Annotated in this window: 14 protein-coding genes and 1 pseudogene; 4 read left to right on the forward strand and 11 right to left on the reverse strand. The window is 62.7% G+C overall.

Going from position 1 to position 17,879, the window contains the following annotated elements; all coding sequences use genetic code 11:
• Positions 1-47: 47 nt before the first annotated feature.
• The 4 genes from betA to betI are packed head-to-tail and all read right to left on the reverse strand — an operon-like array spanning position 48 to position 4,806.
• Entirely contained in the window at positions 48-1,700 is a 1,653-nt protein-coding gene (gene betA / locus NKI69_RS15095; RefSeq protein WP_352721822.1) for a choline dehydrogenase, read from the reverse strand.
• Positions 1,693-2,694 (reverse strand): threonine/serine dehydratase family protein, encoded by a 1,002-nt coding sequence (locus NKI69_RS15100; RefSeq protein ID WP_352441319.1) that lies wholly within the window; start codon positions 2,692-2,694, stop codon positions 1,693-1,695. The genes betA and NKI69_RS15100 overlap by 8 nt, the downstream gene beginning before the upstream one ends.
• Positions 2,694-4,220 carry a choline-sulfatase gene (betC, locus tag NKI69_RS15105; protein ID WP_352441318.1) on the reverse strand — a complete coding sequence of 509 codons (1,527 nt, stop codon included), beginning with the start codon at positions 4,218-4,220 and terminating at the stop codon, positions 2,694-2,696. The genes NKI69_RS15100 and betC overlap by 1 nt, the downstream gene beginning before the upstream one ends.
• Positions 4,210-4,806 carry a choline-binding transcriptional repressor BetI gene (betI, locus tag NKI69_RS15110; RefSeq protein ID WP_352441317.1) on the reverse strand — a complete coding sequence of 199 codons (597 nt, stop codon included), beginning with the start codon at positions 4,804-4,806 and terminating at the stop codon, positions 4,210-4,212. Before betI ends, betC begins: the two co-directional genes overlap by 11 nt.
• Before the next feature lie 200 nt (positions 4,807-5,006).
• Between betI and NKI69_RS15115 the strand changes: the two genes are divergently transcribed.
• Entirely contained in the window at positions 5,007-6,173 is a 1,167-nt protein-coding gene (locus tag NKI69_RS15115; protein WP_127292472.1) for an acetyl-CoA acetyltransferase, read from the forward strand.
• 25 nt (positions 6,174-6,198) lie between these two features.
• Complete coding sequence (locus NKI69_RS15120; protein ID WP_352721825.1) at positions 6,199-7,203, forward strand: asparaginase; 1,005 nt, start codon at positions 6,199-6,201, stop codon at positions 7,201-7,203.
• On the opposite strand, the pseudogene NKI69_RS15125 reads toward NKI69_RS15120, so the two are convergent.
• Positions 7,196-8,571 (reverse strand): annotated as a pseudogene (locus NKI69_RS15125) (TIGR03808 family TAT-translocated repetitive protein). The gene NKI69_RS15120 and the pseudogene NKI69_RS15125 sit on opposite strands and share 8 nt — an antisense overlap.
• Positions 8,572-8,692: 121 nt before the next feature.
• Here NKI69_RS15125 and greA point away from each other — a divergent pair.
• The gene (gene greA, locus NKI69_RS15130) at positions 8,693-9,166 is read left to right on the forward strand and encodes a transcription elongation factor GreA (protein WP_023812770.1); all 474 of its coding nucleotides are present in this window, start codon (positions 8,693-8,695) and stop codon (positions 9,164-9,166) included.
• On the opposite strand, the gene NKI69_RS15135 is transcribed toward greA, so the two are convergent.
• From NKI69_RS15135 to NKI69_RS15150, 4 genes are all read right to left on the reverse strand, one after another.
• Positions 9,163-9,549 carry a type II toxin-antitoxin system death-on-curing family toxin gene (locus tag NKI69_RS15135; protein WP_023812771.1) on the reverse strand — a complete coding sequence of 129 codons (387 nt, stop codon included), beginning with the start codon at positions 9,547-9,549 and terminating at the stop codon, positions 9,163-9,165. The two genes, greA and NKI69_RS15135, sit on opposite strands and share 4 nt — an antisense overlap.
• Positions 9,546-9,776 carry an AbrB/MazE/SpoVT family DNA-binding domain-containing protein gene (locus NKI69_RS15140; RefSeq protein ID WP_081734931.1) on the reverse strand — a complete coding sequence of 77 codons (231 nt, stop codon included), beginning with the start codon at positions 9,774-9,776 and terminating at the stop codon, positions 9,546-9,548. The genes NKI69_RS15135 and NKI69_RS15140 overlap by 4 nt, the downstream gene beginning before the upstream one ends.
• A 128-nt stretch (positions 9,777-9,904) precedes the next feature.
• Positions 9,905-12,022 (reverse strand): methylmalonyl-CoA mutase, encoded by a 2,118-nt coding sequence (gene scpA / locus NKI69_RS15145; RefSeq protein ID WP_352721827.1) that lies wholly within the window; start codon positions 12,020-12,022, stop codon positions 9,905-9,907.
• Positions 12,019-13,461, reverse strand: a complete 1,443-nt coding sequence (locus NKI69_RS15150) for a methylmalonyl-CoA mutase subunit beta (protein WP_352721829.1) — start codon at positions 13,459-13,461, stop codon at positions 12,019-12,021. Before NKI69_RS15150 ends, scpA begins: the two co-directional genes overlap by 4 nt.
• Before the next feature lie 328 nt (positions 13,462-13,789).
• Here NKI69_RS15150 and NKI69_RS15155 point away from each other — a divergent pair, with 328 nt between their 5' ends.
• Positions 13,790-15,337 carry a helicase HerA-like C-terminal domain-containing protein gene (locus tag NKI69_RS15155; protein ID WP_023812775.1) on the forward strand — a complete coding sequence of 516 codons (1,548 nt, stop codon included), beginning with the start codon at positions 13,790-13,792 and terminating at the stop codon, positions 15,335-15,337.
• A gap of 142 nt (positions 15,338-15,479) precedes the next feature.
• On the opposite strand, the gene NKI69_RS15160 is transcribed toward NKI69_RS15155, so the two are convergent.
• Together NKI69_RS15160 and NKI69_RS15165 are read right to left on the reverse strand one after the other, a co-directional pair.
• Positions 15,480-16,529 (reverse strand): class I SAM-dependent methyltransferase, encoded by a 1,050-nt coding sequence (locus tag NKI69_RS15160; RefSeq protein WP_023812776.1) that lies wholly within the window; start codon positions 16,527-16,529, stop codon positions 15,480-15,482.
• A gap of 158 nt (positions 16,530-16,687) precedes the next feature.
• The gene (locus NKI69_RS15165) at positions 16,688-17,770 is read right to left on the reverse strand and encodes an alpha/beta fold hydrolase (protein WP_352441365.1); all 1,083 of its coding nucleotides are present in this window, start codon (positions 17,768-17,770) and stop codon (positions 16,688-16,690) included.
• Between the last annotated feature and the right edge of the window lie 109 nt (positions 17,771-17,879).

Below are 17,879 nucleotides of genomic sequence, written 5' to 3' on the forward strand. Positions count from 1 at the left end.
AGATTGTCTTTCGCGGCATGCGGATCGTGCAGTCACACGATCATGCTCTATCTGTCCGACGCCTGCCAGCGCGTATTGATCCATGGTTCCTGGTTGGACGGCGCCAGCGGCGTGCGGCCAAGGATGTGATCGGATGCCTTCTCGCCGGTCATGATCGAGGGCCCATTGAGATTGCCGTTGGTGACGCGCGGGAAGATCGAGGAATCGGCGACCCGCAAGCCGTCGACGCCGATGACCCGGCACTCCGGATCGACGACACTCATCATGTCGTCGGCGCGGCCCATCTTGCAGGTGCCGCAAGGATGGTAGGCGCTCTCTGCGTGATCCCGGATGAAGATGTCGAGATCGTCGTCCGACTGCACGTGGCTGCCAGGCGATATTTCCTTGCCCCGATAGGGGTCGAACGCCGACTGGCCGAAGATCTCGCGCGTCAGCCGGATGCAGTGGCGGAACTCCGCCCAGTCGTCGGGATGCGACATGTAGTTGAAGTGGATCACCGGCTTCGATTTCGGGTCCGGCGAGCGCAGCGTCACAGAGCCGCGCGACTTCGAGCGCATCGGCCCGACATGCGCCTGGAAGCCGTGCGACTTGGCCGCCGCCTTGCCGTCATAACGGACAGCCGCAGGGATGAAATGGTACTGGATATCGGGGTAGTCGACGCCGGCGCGCGAGCGCACGAAGGCCGCCGCTTCGAAATGGTTGGTGGCGCCAAGCCCGGTCTTGAGGAACAGCCACTGCGCGCCGATGAGCGCTTTCGAGAACGGATTCAGCACCGAATTGAGCGTGATCGGCAGCAATGATTCCTGCTGGATGTAGAGCTCCATATGGTCTTGCAAATTGCGGCCGACGCCGGGTCTGTCGGCCACCACGGCAATGCCGTTTTCGCGCAAATGCTCGGCCGGGCCGATGCCGGACAGCATCAGGATCTTGGGCGAATTGATCGACGAGGCGGCGACGATCACCTCACGTCGCGCCTTAACGACCTGAATCTTTTTGTGAGCTTCGATCTCGACGCCGATGGCGCGTTGATTCTCGATGATCACCCGCCGCGCAAAGCCCTTGACCAGACTCACATTTTTGCGCTTCAGCGCCGGCTTCAGATAGGCTGATGCCGCCGACCAGCGGCGGCCGCCGCTGATGGTCTGCTCCATCGGCCCAAACCCTTCCTGCTTGGAACCATTGTAGTCGTCGGTCAGCTCGAACCCGGCCTGGCGTCCGGCCTCGACGAAGGCGCCGTAGAGCGGATTGCGGCGCGAGCCGCGCTGCACATGCAGCGGACCGCCGTGACCCCGCCAGCCATCCTCGCCGCCATCCGAGTCCTCCATGCGCTTGAAATAGGGGAGCACGTCGGCGAAGCTCCAGCCGGCCGCACCCTCTTCGGCCCAATGGTCGAAGTCGCGGGCATGGCCGCGCACATAGACCATGCCGTTGATCGAAGACGAGCCGCCGATGACCTTGCCGCGCGGCGTCGCCAGCACGCGGCCGCCGAGATGCGGCTCCGGCTCGCTGGCAAAGCCCCAGTCGTAGAGGCTCATGTTGAGCGGGATCGACAGTGCCGACGGCATCTGGATCAGCGGCCCGATATCGGTCCCGCCGAATTCGATGACGATGACCGAATGCTTGCCGTCCTCCGACAGGCGGTAGGCCATGGCCGAGCCGGCCGAGCCGGAGCCGATGATGACGAAATCCGCTTCAAGCATGGTTCATATGCGCCATAAAATCGGCGAGCGAGACATTGCCGCCGGTAGCCACAACCAGGACGGTTTTGCCCGCCACATCCACCTCGCCGCCGAGCAGTGCCGCCAGCGAGGCGGCGCCGGACGGTTCGAGCACCAGCTTCATGCGCTCGAACGCGATCCGCATCGCCCGGCGGACAGACGCGTCGTCGACGGTGATGCCGCGAACACCCGCGGTCTTGACCGCGGCAAACGGCGCGTCGCCTGGCCGTCGCGACATCAGTCCGTCGCAGATCGATTTCGGCCCGATTGGCATCGTCTCGATGGCGCCATGCGCCAGCGACGAGCCCATGCCGTTGAAACCTTCCGGTTCGACGCCGATGATCTCAGTGGCGGGCGACAGATAGTGGAAGGCAAGCGAAACGCCGCCGATCAGTCCGCCGCCGCCGACCGAGCAGAACAAAAGATCAGCGCTGGCACCTTTGGCTTCGAGTTGGTCGAGCGCTTCGAGGCCGGCGCCCGCCTGGCCGGCGACGATCTCCGGATCGTCGAATGGATGCAGCAGCGCCAGCCCCTCGGTCTCGGCGATCTCGCGTGCCTTGGCGGCCGCGACTTCCTCACGTGCGCGCTCGCCGTGGTCGGTCAGCACGACACGAGCGCCATAGCCTGCCGTGGCGTCGCGCTTGGCGGCCGGTGCGTCGATCGGCATGACGATGGTGACCGGAATGGCAAGCGCTTGGCCGGCGGCCGCCAGCCCTTGCGCGAAATTGCCGGAGGAGTAGGCGACGACGCCCTTCTTCGCTTCGTCAGCTGAAAGCTGCTTCAGCCGCCAATAGGCACCGCGCACCTTGAACGAGCCGGCCCATTGCAGCGATTCCGGCTTGATGAAGACGCGGGCCGCACCCGTCTCGCGGGCCAGTGCCGTCGATTCCAGCAGCGGCGTGATCTGCGTCGCCCTGGATGTGACGGCATAGGCCTGCTTGAGATGGTCGAGGGAGGGGACGAGAAGGTCTGACATCATTCGCCTCGCGGATACCTTTTGCTCTCTTCGAGATTGTCTAGGTTCATGTGATTGCGCATGTAACGCTCGGACGCTTTTTGCAGCGGCTGGAAATCCCAGGGGTAATAGGCGCCGTTGCGCAGCGCCGGATAGACGACCCAGCGGCGCGCCTGGCTTTCGCGGACAGCGGCGTCGAAGCCGGCCATGTCCCAGCGCGCCTGGACCTTGTCCATGAATACCGCCACTAGGTCCGCATTGGCCGCGTCGTCGGCCAGATTGTCCCGTTCGAGCGGATCGGCTTCGAGATCGAACAGTTGCGGCGGATCGAGTTCGCAATGGACGAATTTGTATCTGCCGTCGCGGATCGCCACCAAAGGCGCGTTGGACCCTTCGGCGGCATACTCCATCAACACCGGCGCGGTGCGCTCAATGCCCTCGGTGAGCGGCAGCAGCGACTGGCCGTCGGTCCACGGCGCGATCGCGGCGATGTCGATGCCGGCGAGGTCGCAAAGCGTCGGTGCCACGTCGAGATTGGAAACCGGCGTTTCGATCAGCCCGGCCGGCACACCCTTGCCCGCAATCATCAGCGGCACCCGCGCCGAGCCCTCGAAGAAGCTCATCTTGAACCACAGGCCGCGCTCGCCGAGCATGTCGCCGTGGTCCGAGCAGAACAGGATGATTGTGTCGTCGGCCATGCGGGTGCGCTCGAGAACATCCAGGATCTCGCCCAGCTTGTCGTCGACATAGGAGATGTTGGCGAAATAGCCCTGCCGCGAACGACGCACCTGTTCCGGCGTGATCTCGAAAGAAGGATAGTCGCTGGCGTGGTACAGCCGCTGCGAATGCGCATCCTGCTCGTCATGCGCGATGAACCCGGTTTCCGGATCCAGCGCCTGGCAATACTCATAGAGATCCCAATATTGCTTGCGCGCGACATAGGGATCGTGCGGGTGCGACAGCGAGACGGTGAGGCACCAGGGCCGATGGCTCGCATCGTCCTGTTCGCGCGAAAGCTGATAGAGCTTCTGTGTGGCCAGGAACACGACCTCGTCGTCATACTCCATCTGGTTGGTGATCTCGGCAACGCCGGCGCCGGTCACCGAGCCCAGATTGTGATACCACCAGTCGATACGCTCGCCGGGCTTGCGGTAGTCCGGCGTCCAGCCGAAATCGGCAGGGTAGATGTCGGTCGTCAGCCGCTCCTCGAAACCGTGCAACTGGTCCGGCCCGACGAAATGCATTTTGCCCGACAGGCAGGTGTAGTAGCCGGCGGCGCGCAGATGATGGGCAAAGGTGGGGATCGATGAGGCGAATTCGGCCGCATTGTCATAGACGCCGGTGCGCGACGGCAACTGTCCGCTCATGAACGAAGCACGCCCTGGCGCGCAGAGCGGCGAGGCCGTGTAGTTGTTGGCAAAGCGCGCCGAACGCGCGGCCAACGCTTTCAGATGCGGTGTGTGCAGAAACTCCGCCGGGCCGTCCGGAAACAGGGTTCCGTTGAGCTGGTCGACCATGACGATCAGAAAATTTCGCTTAATTGTCACTTTTGCGCCGCTCGCCGAGTTTTGTTTCGAGATAGTCCTCGACCAGCGCGATCGCGGTCGCGGCATCAGGCACGCCGTCCTTCAGCGCCCGCCTGATGTAGAGCCCGTCGATCATCGCCGCTGTCGCTTCGGCGGCGCGGTCGGCTTCGGCTCTGGGCAAGATACCGACAAGCCCGCTCATCAGGTTCGAATGCAGTCGCCGCGCATAGACCCTGAGCAGTCGGCGCAACGCCGATGATTTCTGCGCCTCGACATAGAAGGCGAGCCAGGCGGCGATGGTTTCCGGCTGGAACTGGATGTCGGAGAAATTGACGGCGACCACCGCCGAGACGCGCTCGCGCGCGGTGTTGGCCGAACCAAGGGCGCGCAACGTGTCGGCGGTCAGTTCGGCCAGGATGTGGCGCATCGTTGCCAGCAGCAGCTCGTCCTTGGCGCCGAAATAGTGATGGGCAAGGGCCGACGAAACCCCTGCGCGCCCGGCGATTTCGGACATGGTCACGTCGAGCGAGCCGCGCTCGCCGATCGCCGAGATCGTCGCGTCGATAAGCGCCTTGCGGCGCAGCGGTTCCATTCCGATTTTCGGCATCTTGCAATGATCTCTTTCGAGAAGGATTATTTTTTATTGACGGGTCAATCAACAAAAAAATCAGCACTGGTGTCGCCTGTACCAAGCGATTGTCTGGTTCCAGCCCTTCACGAGGCGAGCAGGATTGTTTAGATTTGAACAATAGAGGCGAAATGCGCCGTGGCCCACATGCTAGGCTGGCGCCAAGGATGGAGACCGCCATGACCGCATGCATCGTTGGCTGGGCGCATTCGCGCTTCGGCAAGCTTGAGGGCGAAACGCTCGAAAACCTCATCGTCAAGGTCGCTACGGACGCGCTCGACCATGCCGGCATTGGTCCGGACGAGGTCGACGAGATCGTGCTCGGCCACTTCAATGCCGGCTTTTCGGCGCAGGATTTCACCGCCAGCCTGGTGCTTCAGGCCGACGACCGGCTGCGCTTCAAGCCGGCGACGCGCGTCGAAAACGCTTGCGCCACCGGATCGGCGGCGGTCCGCCAGGGCATCCGTGCCATCGACGCCAATGCCGCTCGCATCGTGCTGGTGGTCGGCGCGGAGCAGATGACGACAACGCCGGGGCCGGAGATCGGCAAAAACCTGCTCAAGGCGTCCTATCTGCCCGAGGACGGCGAGACACCGGCGGGTTTCGCTGGCGTCTTCGGCAAGATCGCGCAGGCCTATTTTCAGCGCTACGGCGACCAGTCGGATGCGCTGGCCATGATTGCCGCCAAGAACCACAAGAACGGCGTCGACAATCCCTATGCGCAGATGCGCAAGGATTTCGGCTATGAGTTCTGCCGCCAGGAGAGCGAGAAGAACCCCTTCGTCGCCGGTCCTCTGAAGCGCACCGACTGCTCGCTGGTCTCCGATGGCGCTGCCGCCCTTATCCTCGCCGACACCGCGACGGCACTGAAGATGCGCCGTGCCGTTGCCTTCCGCGCCAACGAGCATGTGCAGGATTTCCTGCCGATGTCGAAGCGCGACATCCTGACCTTCGAAGGCTGCGAACAGGCCTGGACCCGGGCGCTCAAGAACGCCGGCGTGACGCTCGACGATCTCTCCTTCGTCGAAACGCATGACTGCTTCACCATTGCCGAACTGATTGAATATGAGGCGATGGGCCTTGCCAAGCCGGGAGAGGGGGCCAAGCTGGCGCTGGACGGCACAACGGCTAGGGATGGTCGCCTGCCGGTCAATCCATCCGGCGGGCTGAAGGCCAAGGGCCATCCGATCGGCGCCACGGGCGTGTCCATGCATGTCTTGACCGCCATGCAGCTTGTCGGCGAGGCCGGCGGCATCCAGGTGCCGGGCGCAAAACTTGGCGGCATCTTCAACATGGGCGGTGCGGCGGTGGCCAACTACGTTTCCATTCTCGACCGGATCAGATAAACCGCCCGCATTTACGGGAGGGTTCATGACAAATCCGGTTCTGATCGAAGTGTTGCGCGGCGAGATCGTCGAGAGCGCGCATCGCGGCTCAGTCGCGGTCTTCGATGGCGACGGCAAGCCTGTCTGGGAGATCGGCGACACGGCCAAGCCGGTGTTTCCGCGCTCGGCGGTCAAGGCGATCCAGGCATTGCCGCTGGTCGAAAGCGGGGCGGCCGATGCCTATGGTTTCGGCAACCGCGAACTGGCGCTTGCCTGTGCGTCCCATTCGGGCGAGCCGGCCCATGTCGAACTGGCGCGATCCATGCTGGCCAAGGCCGGGCTGGACGGTTCGGCTCTCGAATGCGGCACGCATTGGCCGTCCAATCATGATGCTGAGATTGCACTCGCCCGCGGCGGCGGCTCGCCGAACGCATTGCACAACAATTGTTCCGGCAAGCATTCCGGCTTCCTCTGCACCTGCGTCCACGCCGGCATTGCACATCGCGGCTATGTCAAGCCGGGACACGGCCTGCAGGAGATGGTGCGCGATGCCATGCAGTCGGTCACGGGCGCTGTCCATGGTGAGGACCAGCGAGCCATCGATGGCTGTTCGATCCCAACCTATGCGGTGCCGCTCAGGAGCTTCGCGCTCGGCTTTGCCCGCATGGCCACGACATCAGGTTTTGGCCCAGAGCGAGCCAAGGCTGCAAAGCGGCTGCTTTCCGCCTGCATGGCCGAGCCCTTCTTGGTTGCCGGCAGCGGCCGCGAAGACGTCGCGCTGATGCAGGCCGCACCAGGGCGGATTTTCACCAAAGGCGGCGCCGAGGGCGTCCATTGTGCCGCAATTCCGGAGCTCGGTCTCGGCATCGCGCTCAAATGCGACGATGGCGCCGGCCGCGCCGGTGAAGCCATGGCTGCCGCCGTCCTTGCCAAACTGTTGCGCGCCGACGAGGCCTTGGCGTTCAAGCTGAGCGAATTGGCAAACACGCCCATCGAAAACCGCAACGGTGCCAAGGTCGGGGCGCTGAGGCCGACAGCAGCCCTCAACTGACGTGATTGCGCTCGACGGTCAGATGCGCATAGCCGGTATTGTCCGATGACGTGAGATCGCCAGTCGCCGGTTCGGCCCAGCGCTGGCCGACAATGGCGCCGTTCAGCGCACCGTCGATGACATTGTCTGAAATGATGGCCGTACCGGCGCCCTCGACCACGGATACGACGATCCCGGTTCCGGCCTTGCGAATGATGTTGCCGGTGGCGACGACATTGCGCAGGTACGGGCCCCAGCCGATCTGCATGCCATAGAGCGGCGTGTTCTCGATGACGTTGTTGGAAACGGTTGTGTCGGCTTCGACGCCGATGCCAACGCCAAACCCTGGCGAGTCGGCGGGGTAGGGGCCGCTGGTCGACAGATTGCGCACAATGTTGCCCGAGCAGACGCCCATGCGGCCGCCTTCGTTGAAATTGACGATCGAGATGCCGTTGGCGGCACCGTCGACGATGTTGTTGCTGATGATGGCGCCTTCGAACGAGAATTCGGAATAGACCGCCGTTTCGCCCGAGCGCGAGCAGGTGTTGCCCGATATCTGCAGGTTGCTGGCGCTGTTGGCCCGGATCGCCGAGAAGGCGCAGTCCGAGACGATGTTGCCCGAGATGACGACATTGCCGGCGCGAAAGGCATTGATGCCGTTGCCGTTCTGCCCGGTTCCGCCGCCGCGTGCCTGGATCCGTTGGACGCGGTTGCCGGTGACCATGGTGCCGTCTTCCGCCGCCTGCCAGCGGTGCACGAGGATGCCGCCATTGGCGCAATCGGAGACGGTGTTGCCCGTGATAGACAGCCCGCCAGCCTCGACCGAGTAAATGCCGGCATCGGCGGCACCCGATATCTCGCTGCGCTCGACCCCGCCCGCCGCATGTTCCAGCGCCAGTCCGTTCTTGCCGCTGCCGGTGATCTGGCAATTGTCGATGGCGAGGTGCGCGATACGGCGCAGATCGAGCAGCCCTTGCGTGTAATCGCCCATCGTGCGGTTCGAACCATCGAAGACCAGACCGCTAAGTTCGATATGGTCGGCCTGTTCGGCCATGAACAGGTGGCCGTCACCGCCGTAAACGATGCGCGTCGCGCCCGGCACGCCGGAAAGACGCACGCGGCCGGGCAGCGAAAGATTGGAGACGACATAGGTGCCGGGCGGCAGGAATATCGGCATGTCGCGGCTGTTTGCGTCACGCAGGAGTTTGGCGAAGGCCTTGCTCTGATCGTCTGATGTGCCGGGCTGCACGCCGAGGTCGGTGGCATTGATCGAGCCGCGGATCGAGGCTTTCTCGATGCCAGTCAGGTTTGCGGCCACCGCCTTGCCAAGCGCAAGCCCCATGACGGCAAGCCGGCGGTCCCGGTCAGCAGCGTTCGTCTGTTCAACATCGGCACAGAATCCCAGCGTTCAAGCCTGCTTATCGCAGGAATCGTGCCAGCCGTTCTGTCTCTCCTGCCGAGCGCGCGACAATGGCTTGTCGAGCAGCTTCTGCGGGCCTAAGTTCAGGAAATGAGCAGAGCTTTCACGCGCGAGGAAGACAGCGAAAATGCCATCGCCGGCGTCGGTGAACGGCCAGTCAGCCACCATCGCAATCTGGTGACAGAACGCGGCCTGACGCAGATTGAGGACAATCTCGCCGATCTGCGCGATATCTTGGCGAAGGCCGAACGCAAAGCCGACCGCGAGCGCATCGCGGTCGTGTCGCGCGACCTGCGCTATTGGACCGCCCGGCGTGAAAGCGCCGAACTCTCCGTACCGGAGCCGGGCAGTAACCTTGTGCGCTTCGGCATGGGCGTCACGATCGAGAGCAATGACGGCAGGAAGGTGCACTGGAAGATCGTCGGCGAGGACGAGGCCGATCCGGCCAAGGGCACGATTTCCCATGTGTCACCGATGGCTGTCGCCCTGTTCGGCAAGAAGGTCGGCGACTTGGCCAGCGTCAACGGCAAGGAATGGGAAATCGTCAAGCTTTCCGATGGCTAGTCTTCAAGCTTGACGACATGGTCGCGGAAGAAAGCGGCTGCACCGGCTTCATCGATCTCGCTGGCGGCAACCATCATAACCAACTGGATGATATCCGCAGGATCGGCTTCAATGCTCAACCCGTTGAAGTAGAGAAACAAGTCTGCTGCGGCAAAAGCAGTGCGTTTGTTGCCGTCAACGAAGGGATGGTTCTTGGCGATACCGAAGAGATACGCCGATGCTAATTCGCAGAGATCGGGCTCTCCATAGCTCTCTCTCTGTTGCGGCCGGTGGAGCGCCGATTCCAGCATACCCTCATCGCGGATGCCCGGCGCGCCACCGTGAAGGCGCAATTGCTCAGTGTGAAGCGCCTCGACAAATTCTCGCGAATGATGCTGACTCACTTCGCTAGTGCGCGATAAGCAACTTCATATTTTTTCATCCGTTCGCGAGCTACCTTCATTTTGTTCTCAAATTCTTCAGGATCGCTCGCAAGCCGACGAAGCCGAAGCTCGCCTGCGTTCTCGGCGGCAACAAGCGTATCCCCTGCTCGAACATTTAGCCGGTCAAGCATTTCCCGGGGCAAAATCACGCCTTCGGAATTGCCGATTTTGCGTACGGTAATGTTCATTTGTGACCTCCTTCAGTCTCCTCCTGCACGGCTAGTGGACTTGAGTTAACGCTCAAGTCCACTAGCCGTGCAGGAGGAGACACTCTATATGCTGTTGCAACAGTGATTATAACGACAAGCGTTGAATGTCAAGCCAGCAGCCGGTCCAACAAACGATCCGCTGCTTTCGGTATGACCGTGCCCGGCGGGAAGATCTCGGCAGCTCCCGCCTGCCGCACCGCGTCATAGTCTTGCGGCGGGATGACGCCGCCGGCGACGATCAGCATGTCGCCGCGGCCGAGCTTTTTCAGCGCGTCACGTAGTTCGGGGATCAGCGTCAGATGTCCCGCCGCCAGCGACGAGGCGCCGACGATGTGGACGTCCTGTGCGACCGCCAGCCTGGCGATCTCATCCGGTGTCTGGAACATCGCGCCGACGGTGACGTCGAAGCCGAGATCGGCGAAGGCCGTGGCGATGACCTTCTGGCCACGGTCGTGGCCGTCCTGACCCATCTTGGCGACCAGGATGCGCGGCTTGCCGCCGGTCTTCTTCTCGAAGGCGTCAAGCTTGTCCTGCAGACCCTCGACCACGGGATGATCGCCAAGCGCCTTGCGATAGACCCCGGAAATGGTCTGCACCGTGGCGACGTGGCGCCCAAACGCCCTTTCCAACGCGAATGAAATCTCGCCGACCGTGGCATTGGCGCGCGCGGCTCGGATGGCGAATTCCAGCAGGTTTTCATTGCCTTGCGCGGCACGGGTCAGCGCATCGAGCGCGCTTTCGACGGCGGCGACGTCGCGCGTGCCCTTCAGCCGTTGCAGCTTCGACAATTGCCGCGCCCTGACTTCGGCATTGTCGATCTTCAGCACGTCGACCTCGATGTCGGACTCGGGCCGATGGGCATTGACGCCGACCAGCATCTGCTCACCGGAATCGATGCGCGCCTGCGTGCGTGCGGCGGCTTCCTCGATGCGCAGCTTGGGTATGCCCTGTTCGGTCGCAGCGGCCATGCCGCCGAGCGCCTCGACCTCCTCGATATGGGCAAGGGCGCGCGCCGCCAGATCATGCGTCAGCCGTTCGAGATAGGCCGAACCGCCCCACGGGTCGATGATGCGCGTGGTGCCGGATTCCTTTTGCAGGATGAGCTGCGTGTTGCGGGCGATCCGCGCCGAATGGTCGGTCGGCAGCGCCATCGCCTCGTCGAAGGAATTGGTGTGCAGCGACTGGGTATGGCCCTGCGTTGCAGCCATCGCCTCGATCATGGTGCGGATGATGTTGTTGTAGGGATCCTGCGCCGTCAGCGACCAGCCAGAAGTCTGGCAATGGGTGCGCAGCGACAGCGAGCGCTCGTCCCTGGGCGAAAAATTCTTCTGCATCAGGGTCGCCCACAACAGGCGCGCAGCCCGCAGCTTGGCGACTTCCATGAAGAAATTCATGCCGATGGCCCAGAAGAAGGACAGGCGAGGCGCAAAGCGGTCGATGTCGAGGCCCGCCGCGACGCCGGCGCGGGCATACTCGATGCCATCGGCGATCGTGTAGGCGAGCTCAAGGTCGGCCGTCGCGCCGGCCTCCTGCATGTGATAGCCGGAGATCGATATCGAATTGAACTTCGGCATGTTCTTCGATGTGTATGAGAAGATGTCCGACACGATCCGCATCGAAGGTTTCGGCGGATAGATGTAGGTGTTGCGGACCATGAATTCCTTCAAAATGTCGTTCTGAATGGTCCCGGCGAGATCCTTCTGCGCAACGCCTTGTTCTTCCGCAGCGACGATGTAAAGCGCCATGATCGGCAGCACCGCGCCGTTCATCGTCATCGATACCGTCATCTCGTCGAGCGGAATGCCGTCGAAGAGCTGCCGCATGTCGAGGATGGAATCGATGGCGACGCCCGCCATGCCGACATCGCCGGCAACGCGCGGATGATCGCTGTCATAGCCGCGATGCGTGGCGAGATCGAAGGCGACCGACAACCCTTTCTGGCCGGCGGCAAGGTTGCGTCGGTAAAAAGCGTTGGAATCTTCGGCCGTCGAGAAACCGGCATATTGCCGGATCGTCCAGGGCTGCTGGACATACATGGTCGGGTAGGGGCCGCGCACGAAGGGCGGCAGGCCGGGATAGGTGTCGAGATGCGGCAGCCCCTTGAGATCGCTTTGATTGTACAGATGCTTGGCAATGAGCCCTTCCGGCGTGGTCCGCTGGCCTTTGACCTCGACAGGCGTGCGGCGTGGCGGGATCCAGCCGATCTGGCCGAAGTCCGGGATCAAGAGCCGGCTCCGATCGATTGGTCGATGCGGACTGGAAACAGCGGCTCGCAGACGGCAACGCCTTCGGTGAAGGCCGGTCGCCGTTCCGCCGCCAGCGTCTCGACCGGGCGTTCGTCTTTTGATGGATAGAGCGTGGTGCCGATGATGGCCCGTTCACCTGTGCGGTAGGCTGCATTGCGCTGCTCCGCCGCTGCGTGGACGCGCTTCTGGATGTGTCCGTCCTGAAGGCTGGACAGGACACCGCCCTCGGCTTCGATCGTCTGCAATTCCGCCCAGGCCAGCTCGCACAATTCCATGGTCAGCGCCTCGACAGCGCCGGAACCATAGGCGGGATCGGCGACATGATCGATATGGCTTTCATTGGCCATGATCAGCTGCGTGTTGCGGGCAACACGACGTGCAAAACCCGCCGGCAGACCATGCGCGATCGTGTGCGGCAGGATGGAGATCGAATCGGCGCCGCCGCACGCCGCAGCAAAGCATGCAATGGTGGTGCGCAGGATGTTGGTCTCCGGGTCCATCGCCGTCATCATGCGAAACGACGTCTCGGCATGGATACTGGCCGTGGATGTCGGGATCGAACAAGCCTCCTGCACCCGCGCCCAGAGCCTGCGCAGCGCCCGCATCTTGGCTATCGACAGCAACTGGTCCTGGTCGACGCTGAGTGCAAAACCGATATGAGGTGCGGCATAGACAAGCGGCTGCCGCGCCGTCTCGAACATTCTGAGGTAGGAGACAGCCGAAGCCAGCATGATGCCAAGCTCCTGCGCTTCCGTGGCGCCGGCATTGTGGAACACGCGCCCGTCAGCTTCCAGCAGCACGCCCGGAACGCCCATCGCGAAGAAATGCGCCAGCGACTGCGGCATGGAGGCCTGCAGCGCCTCGATCGACATGCGCAGCCGACCGGTTCCCGCGAAGATCGCCGCTGGATCGATGCCGAAGGAGAGGTTGAGCTTTGCCGGGTCCGACCGCCGCTTGCTCAGGAAAGCGACCAGCCAGTCGGCCACGGCGCGGCTCCAGGGATGGGCGTCGATGCGAACCTGGATGCGGTTGAGCGGTATGCCGTCCAGCACCGCCTCCAACGCCTCCGCCGTTCTCGGCAAGCCGTATCCGAACGCGTTCGGCGCCCCCTCGAAGACCAGCGACAATCCCGTGGCACCCTGTGCCACATCCTCCAGCGCTTGGCTTCTGGCGCGGTTGGTGTCGGGATCGTCGATTCGCTGGCTGACGATCCATGGCGATTTCGGGTTTGCGCACACGATCGGTTCCGCCGCGGTGCTGCGGTCGTAGAGCGGTTCGATACGGATGTTGTCGTCGCTGTGCGAGACCAGCCTTTCCTCGAAGGAAGCGCCTGCCAAAGCCTTTTCCGCCAAGGCGAGCCATCGCTGGCGCTCGATGTTTTCGGGTTCCACGTCCTGGATCAAGGCTCCGGCGCCCATCCGTCCTCCTCGTTTCATGCGGCCGCACCGGCCGGGAGTGGTTCAGTCTACGGTCCCCGGTCCGATATCGCAATGCAATGCGCTTTCAGAGACCGGATTCGATCCATCAGATATAGGTCAGTCCGCGAGGACGACGATTGCCAAACAGCGGCAAAATCCGCAAGCTCCAAAAACCCGACTTGAAAGAATGGGGTGATTTGGACGAATGGCCCGGATTTGGACGAATGGCCCCGATTTGGACGAATGGCATTGTCGCTGTCCAATGGCCTCACTATACCTGCGGCAAGGCCCCTGGCTTTAGACACATCAGTTTGCGGAGACCGTGCATATGGCTGACGACAGCAGTATTTTCATCGGCGCCAGCCGCAAGCCCGACGACAGCTATCAGCGTGCCGAGCAGCTGTTGCTGCAATATGGGAATCGTCATGGCCTGGTGACGGGCGCCACCGGTACCGGCAAGACAGTCACCTTGCAGATCCTGGCCGAAGGATTTTCCAACGCCGGCGTGCCTGTGTTCTGCGCCGACATCAAGGGGGATCTGTCGGGCATCGCGATGATGGGCACGGCACAGGATTTCCTCGTCAAGCGGGCCGAACAGGTCAAGCTCGATCCTTATGACTTCCAGGAATTCCCCGTCATCTTCTGGGACTTGTTCGGCGAACAGGGTCATCCGATCCGCGCCACGGTCTCGGAAATGGGGCCGTTGTTGCTATCGCGCCTGATGAACCTGACCGAGGCGCAGGAAGGCATCATGAACATCGCCTTCCGCCTGGCTGACGAGGAAGGCCTGCTGCTGCTCGACATGAAGGATCTGCAGGCGCTCTTGGCCAACATCGCCGAGCGCGCCGACGAGATCGGCTCACGCTACGGCAATGTGACGAAGCCATCGGTCGGGGCTATCCAGCGCACGCTGCTGGTCCTGGAGCAGCAGGGCGCGGCGAACTTCTTCGGCGAACCGGCACTGCGTATCGCCGATATCATGCGCACCACCCGCGACGGACGCGGGGCCATCAGCGTGCTTGCCGCCGACAAGCTGATGATGAATCCGCGGCTCTACGCGACCTTCCTGCTATGGCTGATGTCGGAACTGTTCGAGGTGCTGCCGGAAGTCGGCGACCCCGACAAGCCGAAGCTGGTGTTCTTTTTCGACGAGGCGCATCTTCTGTTCGACGAAGCACCCAAGGTGCTGATCGATCGCGTCGAACAAGTGGTCCGACTGATCCGCTCGAAAGGCGTCGGCGTCTATTTCGTCACGCAGAACCCTTTGGATATCCCTGAAAAAGTCCTGGCCCAGCTCGGCAATCGCGTCCAGCACGCGCTGCGCGCCTATACGCCGCGTGAGCAGCAGGCAGTCCGGACGGCAGCCGAGACGTTTCGGCCAAATCCCGATTTTGACTGCATGACCGCCATTACCCAGCTTGCCACAGGCGAAGCGCTGGTCTCGACGCTGGAGGCCAAGGGTGTTCCGTCCATGGTGCAGCGGACGCTTATCCGCCCGCCATCCTCGCGGCTTGGACCCATAACTGCCGCTGAGCGGCAAAAGCTGATCCAGGAAAGCCCGGTCGCCGGCCAGTACGATCAGGCCGTCGACCGCGAATCGGCTTTCGAAATGCTGCAAAAAAAGGCCAAGGACGCGCAGGATGCCGAAGAGCAGGCCCAGCAGGCCGGCAGCGGCGGCTCGCGCTGGACCATTCCGGGCTTCGGCAATGACGATCCCGCGCCGCAATCGGGTGGCAGGCGCACATCTGCACCGCGCCCGTCCAACCGCCAGACGGTGGCCGAGGCGGCGATCAAGTCGGTGGTGCGCTCGGTCGGCTCGTCGGTCGGAAGGGCAATCGTGCGCGGGATATTGGGCAGTCTTTCCAGGGGGCGGTGAGCTTCGGATCTGAGGCAGAGGCATCCGCTTTGGCGAAATGCCCGTGGCTTGAAGCCGCATCGGATAGGCGGCATTGAGCCGGTTTTGGCGGACAGACGTTGGTTGGCCGGTTCGAGGAGGGCCCGAACCGACCTTTTCTGCGTCAGGTCGCTTCGAGCACCATGTTGAGTGGGGTCTGGGCAGCCCGCCGGACACGAGAGAACCCACCCGACCGGATCACTTCCGTCAGCCGGTTCTCTCCTGCTTGAGCTCCGAGCGCGAGGCCCGTCTCCTGTGCCAGTGATGTGGGAACGCAGATCATCGTCGAGGCCGAGTAGTACAGCCGTCCGACCGGATTGATATTTTCCTCCAGAGTATCTCCCGCCATGGGTTCGACGATCATCCAGGTGCCGCCCTCTTTTAGCGATTTGCGAATATGCACCGCCGCGGCCTTTGGGTCGCCCATATCGTGCAGGCAGTCGAAGCAGGTGATCAGATCGAAGCCACGCCCGCCAAAATCTTGCGCCCGGCCGACCTCGAAATTCAGGTTCGTCAGTCCGTACGACCGGGCATGCGCGGTCGCGGCGGCAATCGAGGCCGGATGGAAGTCGTAACCTATGAAGCGGGAGGCGGGGAAGGCCTGCGCCATTAGGATCGTCGACAGACCGTGCCCACACCCAACGTCGGCCACCGATGCCCCTGCCTTCAACGTGGCGACGACACCGTCAAGCGCCGGCAGCCAGTCCTTCACCAGGGCATTGACATAACCCGGCCGAAACAGACGTGACACGGCGCAAAACAGACACCCTGCCTGATCGCCCCAGGCAACGCCTCGCCCGGTCCTGAAAGCCGATTCCACTTTTGGCTGGTTCTCGACCATAGCAGCCGCGGTGTCGAAACCGCCAATCAGATGGACCGGGCTGTCGGGTTCGGCAAATACGAATGACTGCTCGGGCGTCAGCGAAAACCGTCCATGTTCATAGTGCACGTAGCCGGACGCCGCCTGCGCCGACAGCCATTCGCGAACGTAGCGACGCGCGCATCCTGCAGCATCGGCAAGTTCGTTGGCCTTCGCAGGGCCGATTTCCTTGAGCGTTTTGTAGAGACCCAGCGCATCTCCGATCCGAACCAACGGCACGCTGACCGCACCACCAAGGTCGCCCAGAACGCGGCCTACCAATTCATTGAGCCTGGTTTCATTGAGTTGCGTCATGTCGGGTTCCTCCTGATCTTCGGACGACGGCTTGTCGCTCCGCCGATTCCGAGGATGAGACCCCCTCTGATGATGGGCATGATGCAGCAGTCCCGTGGGGGAAGTGAAAGCGAATGCAAATAGGGACAGAAGTCCCTTATTTGTGGTCTGCGAGGAACTCAATCGGGCTGGGGCGCTCGCTCTCTGTCGGACAGCGTCATCACGATTGCCTGCGATCGGCTGTGGACGCCGAGCTTGCTGAAAATCATCGACAGTTGATTGCGCACGGTCTTCACGCTCTTGCTCAAGCGCTGCGCGATCGCGCGGTTGTCCAGCCCCTGTTTGACCAGATCCAGAAGCGCCGCCTCGGCAGGTGTCAGGCCGGCCTCTCGGATTGCGCGCGGCTGCCTGGGCCGCTCATGTCCGAGGAAGGCATCGAGTTCATCCTGGAACACCTTCCAGGCTGGCTCGGTCGGCAGGAGAACATGATTCTTGCTTTCAAGCGGCAGGAAGCGCGCTCCAGGGATCGCTGCGGCAAGCTTGCAGCCTTCATCGAACGGCACGCGCATGTCCCCGCGGCTGTGCGCGATCAACGTCGGGACGCGGAGTTTCACCGCGAGGTCGAGGACGTCGATCCCCTGCATCTGCCAGAGCAGGCGGGCGGCTACGTCGGCGCTTGCCGTCACGCGCTCAAGATCGCCCCACCAGCGGTGCTGTTCTTGTGTCCCGTTGGGAATGAAAAGATTGGTGAAGAACTGGCAGAACGCAGGATTTTCGCGTCCCCAGCCAATGCGCACGAAATTGACGAGTGTTTCGGCTTCCAAACGCTCGGCCTCGGTCTGCGCTCGAACTCTCGCACCCTGGCCGTAGGCATTCAGCAGCACCAGATGCGACACCCGCTCAGGATGCCGCAGCGCATAGGCGATGCTGAGAGCGCCGCCTTGCGAAAGACCGAGCAGAACGAAACTTGGCTGCTCGATGGTCGCCGTCACGGCGTCCAGGTCTGCGTGCCACGCTTCGATCGAGAGGTCGGCGACATGGCGATCCGACAGACCGCAACCGCGTGGATCGTAGCGCACAAACTGGTTGTGGGCCGAAAGGGCCTGGAGCCATGGCCGCCAAACCGGGCTTTCGAGATCATAATCGACATGGCTCAGCCAGTGCGCCGCCCGAACGATCACCTTGCCTTCCCCGCATGATGCGACAGCGATGCGGGTACCGTCCTCGGACGTGCAGAACCGTATGCTCTGGCTGAGTTTCATCACCACAGAATATCGCAGTGGGCCGCCACGCGACAGACCGGTCTCCGCCGATGCAGAATCGGTTCCGTTTCAGAGAGACAATCCGGTGAAGGAGCGTCGTAACCGCCGC

The organism is Mesorhizobium sp. M0491 (genome assembly GCF_040321265.1).
In the GTDB taxonomy this organism is placed as follows: Bacteria; Pseudomonadota; Alphaproteobacteria; order Rhizobiales; family Rhizobiaceae; genus Mesorhizobium.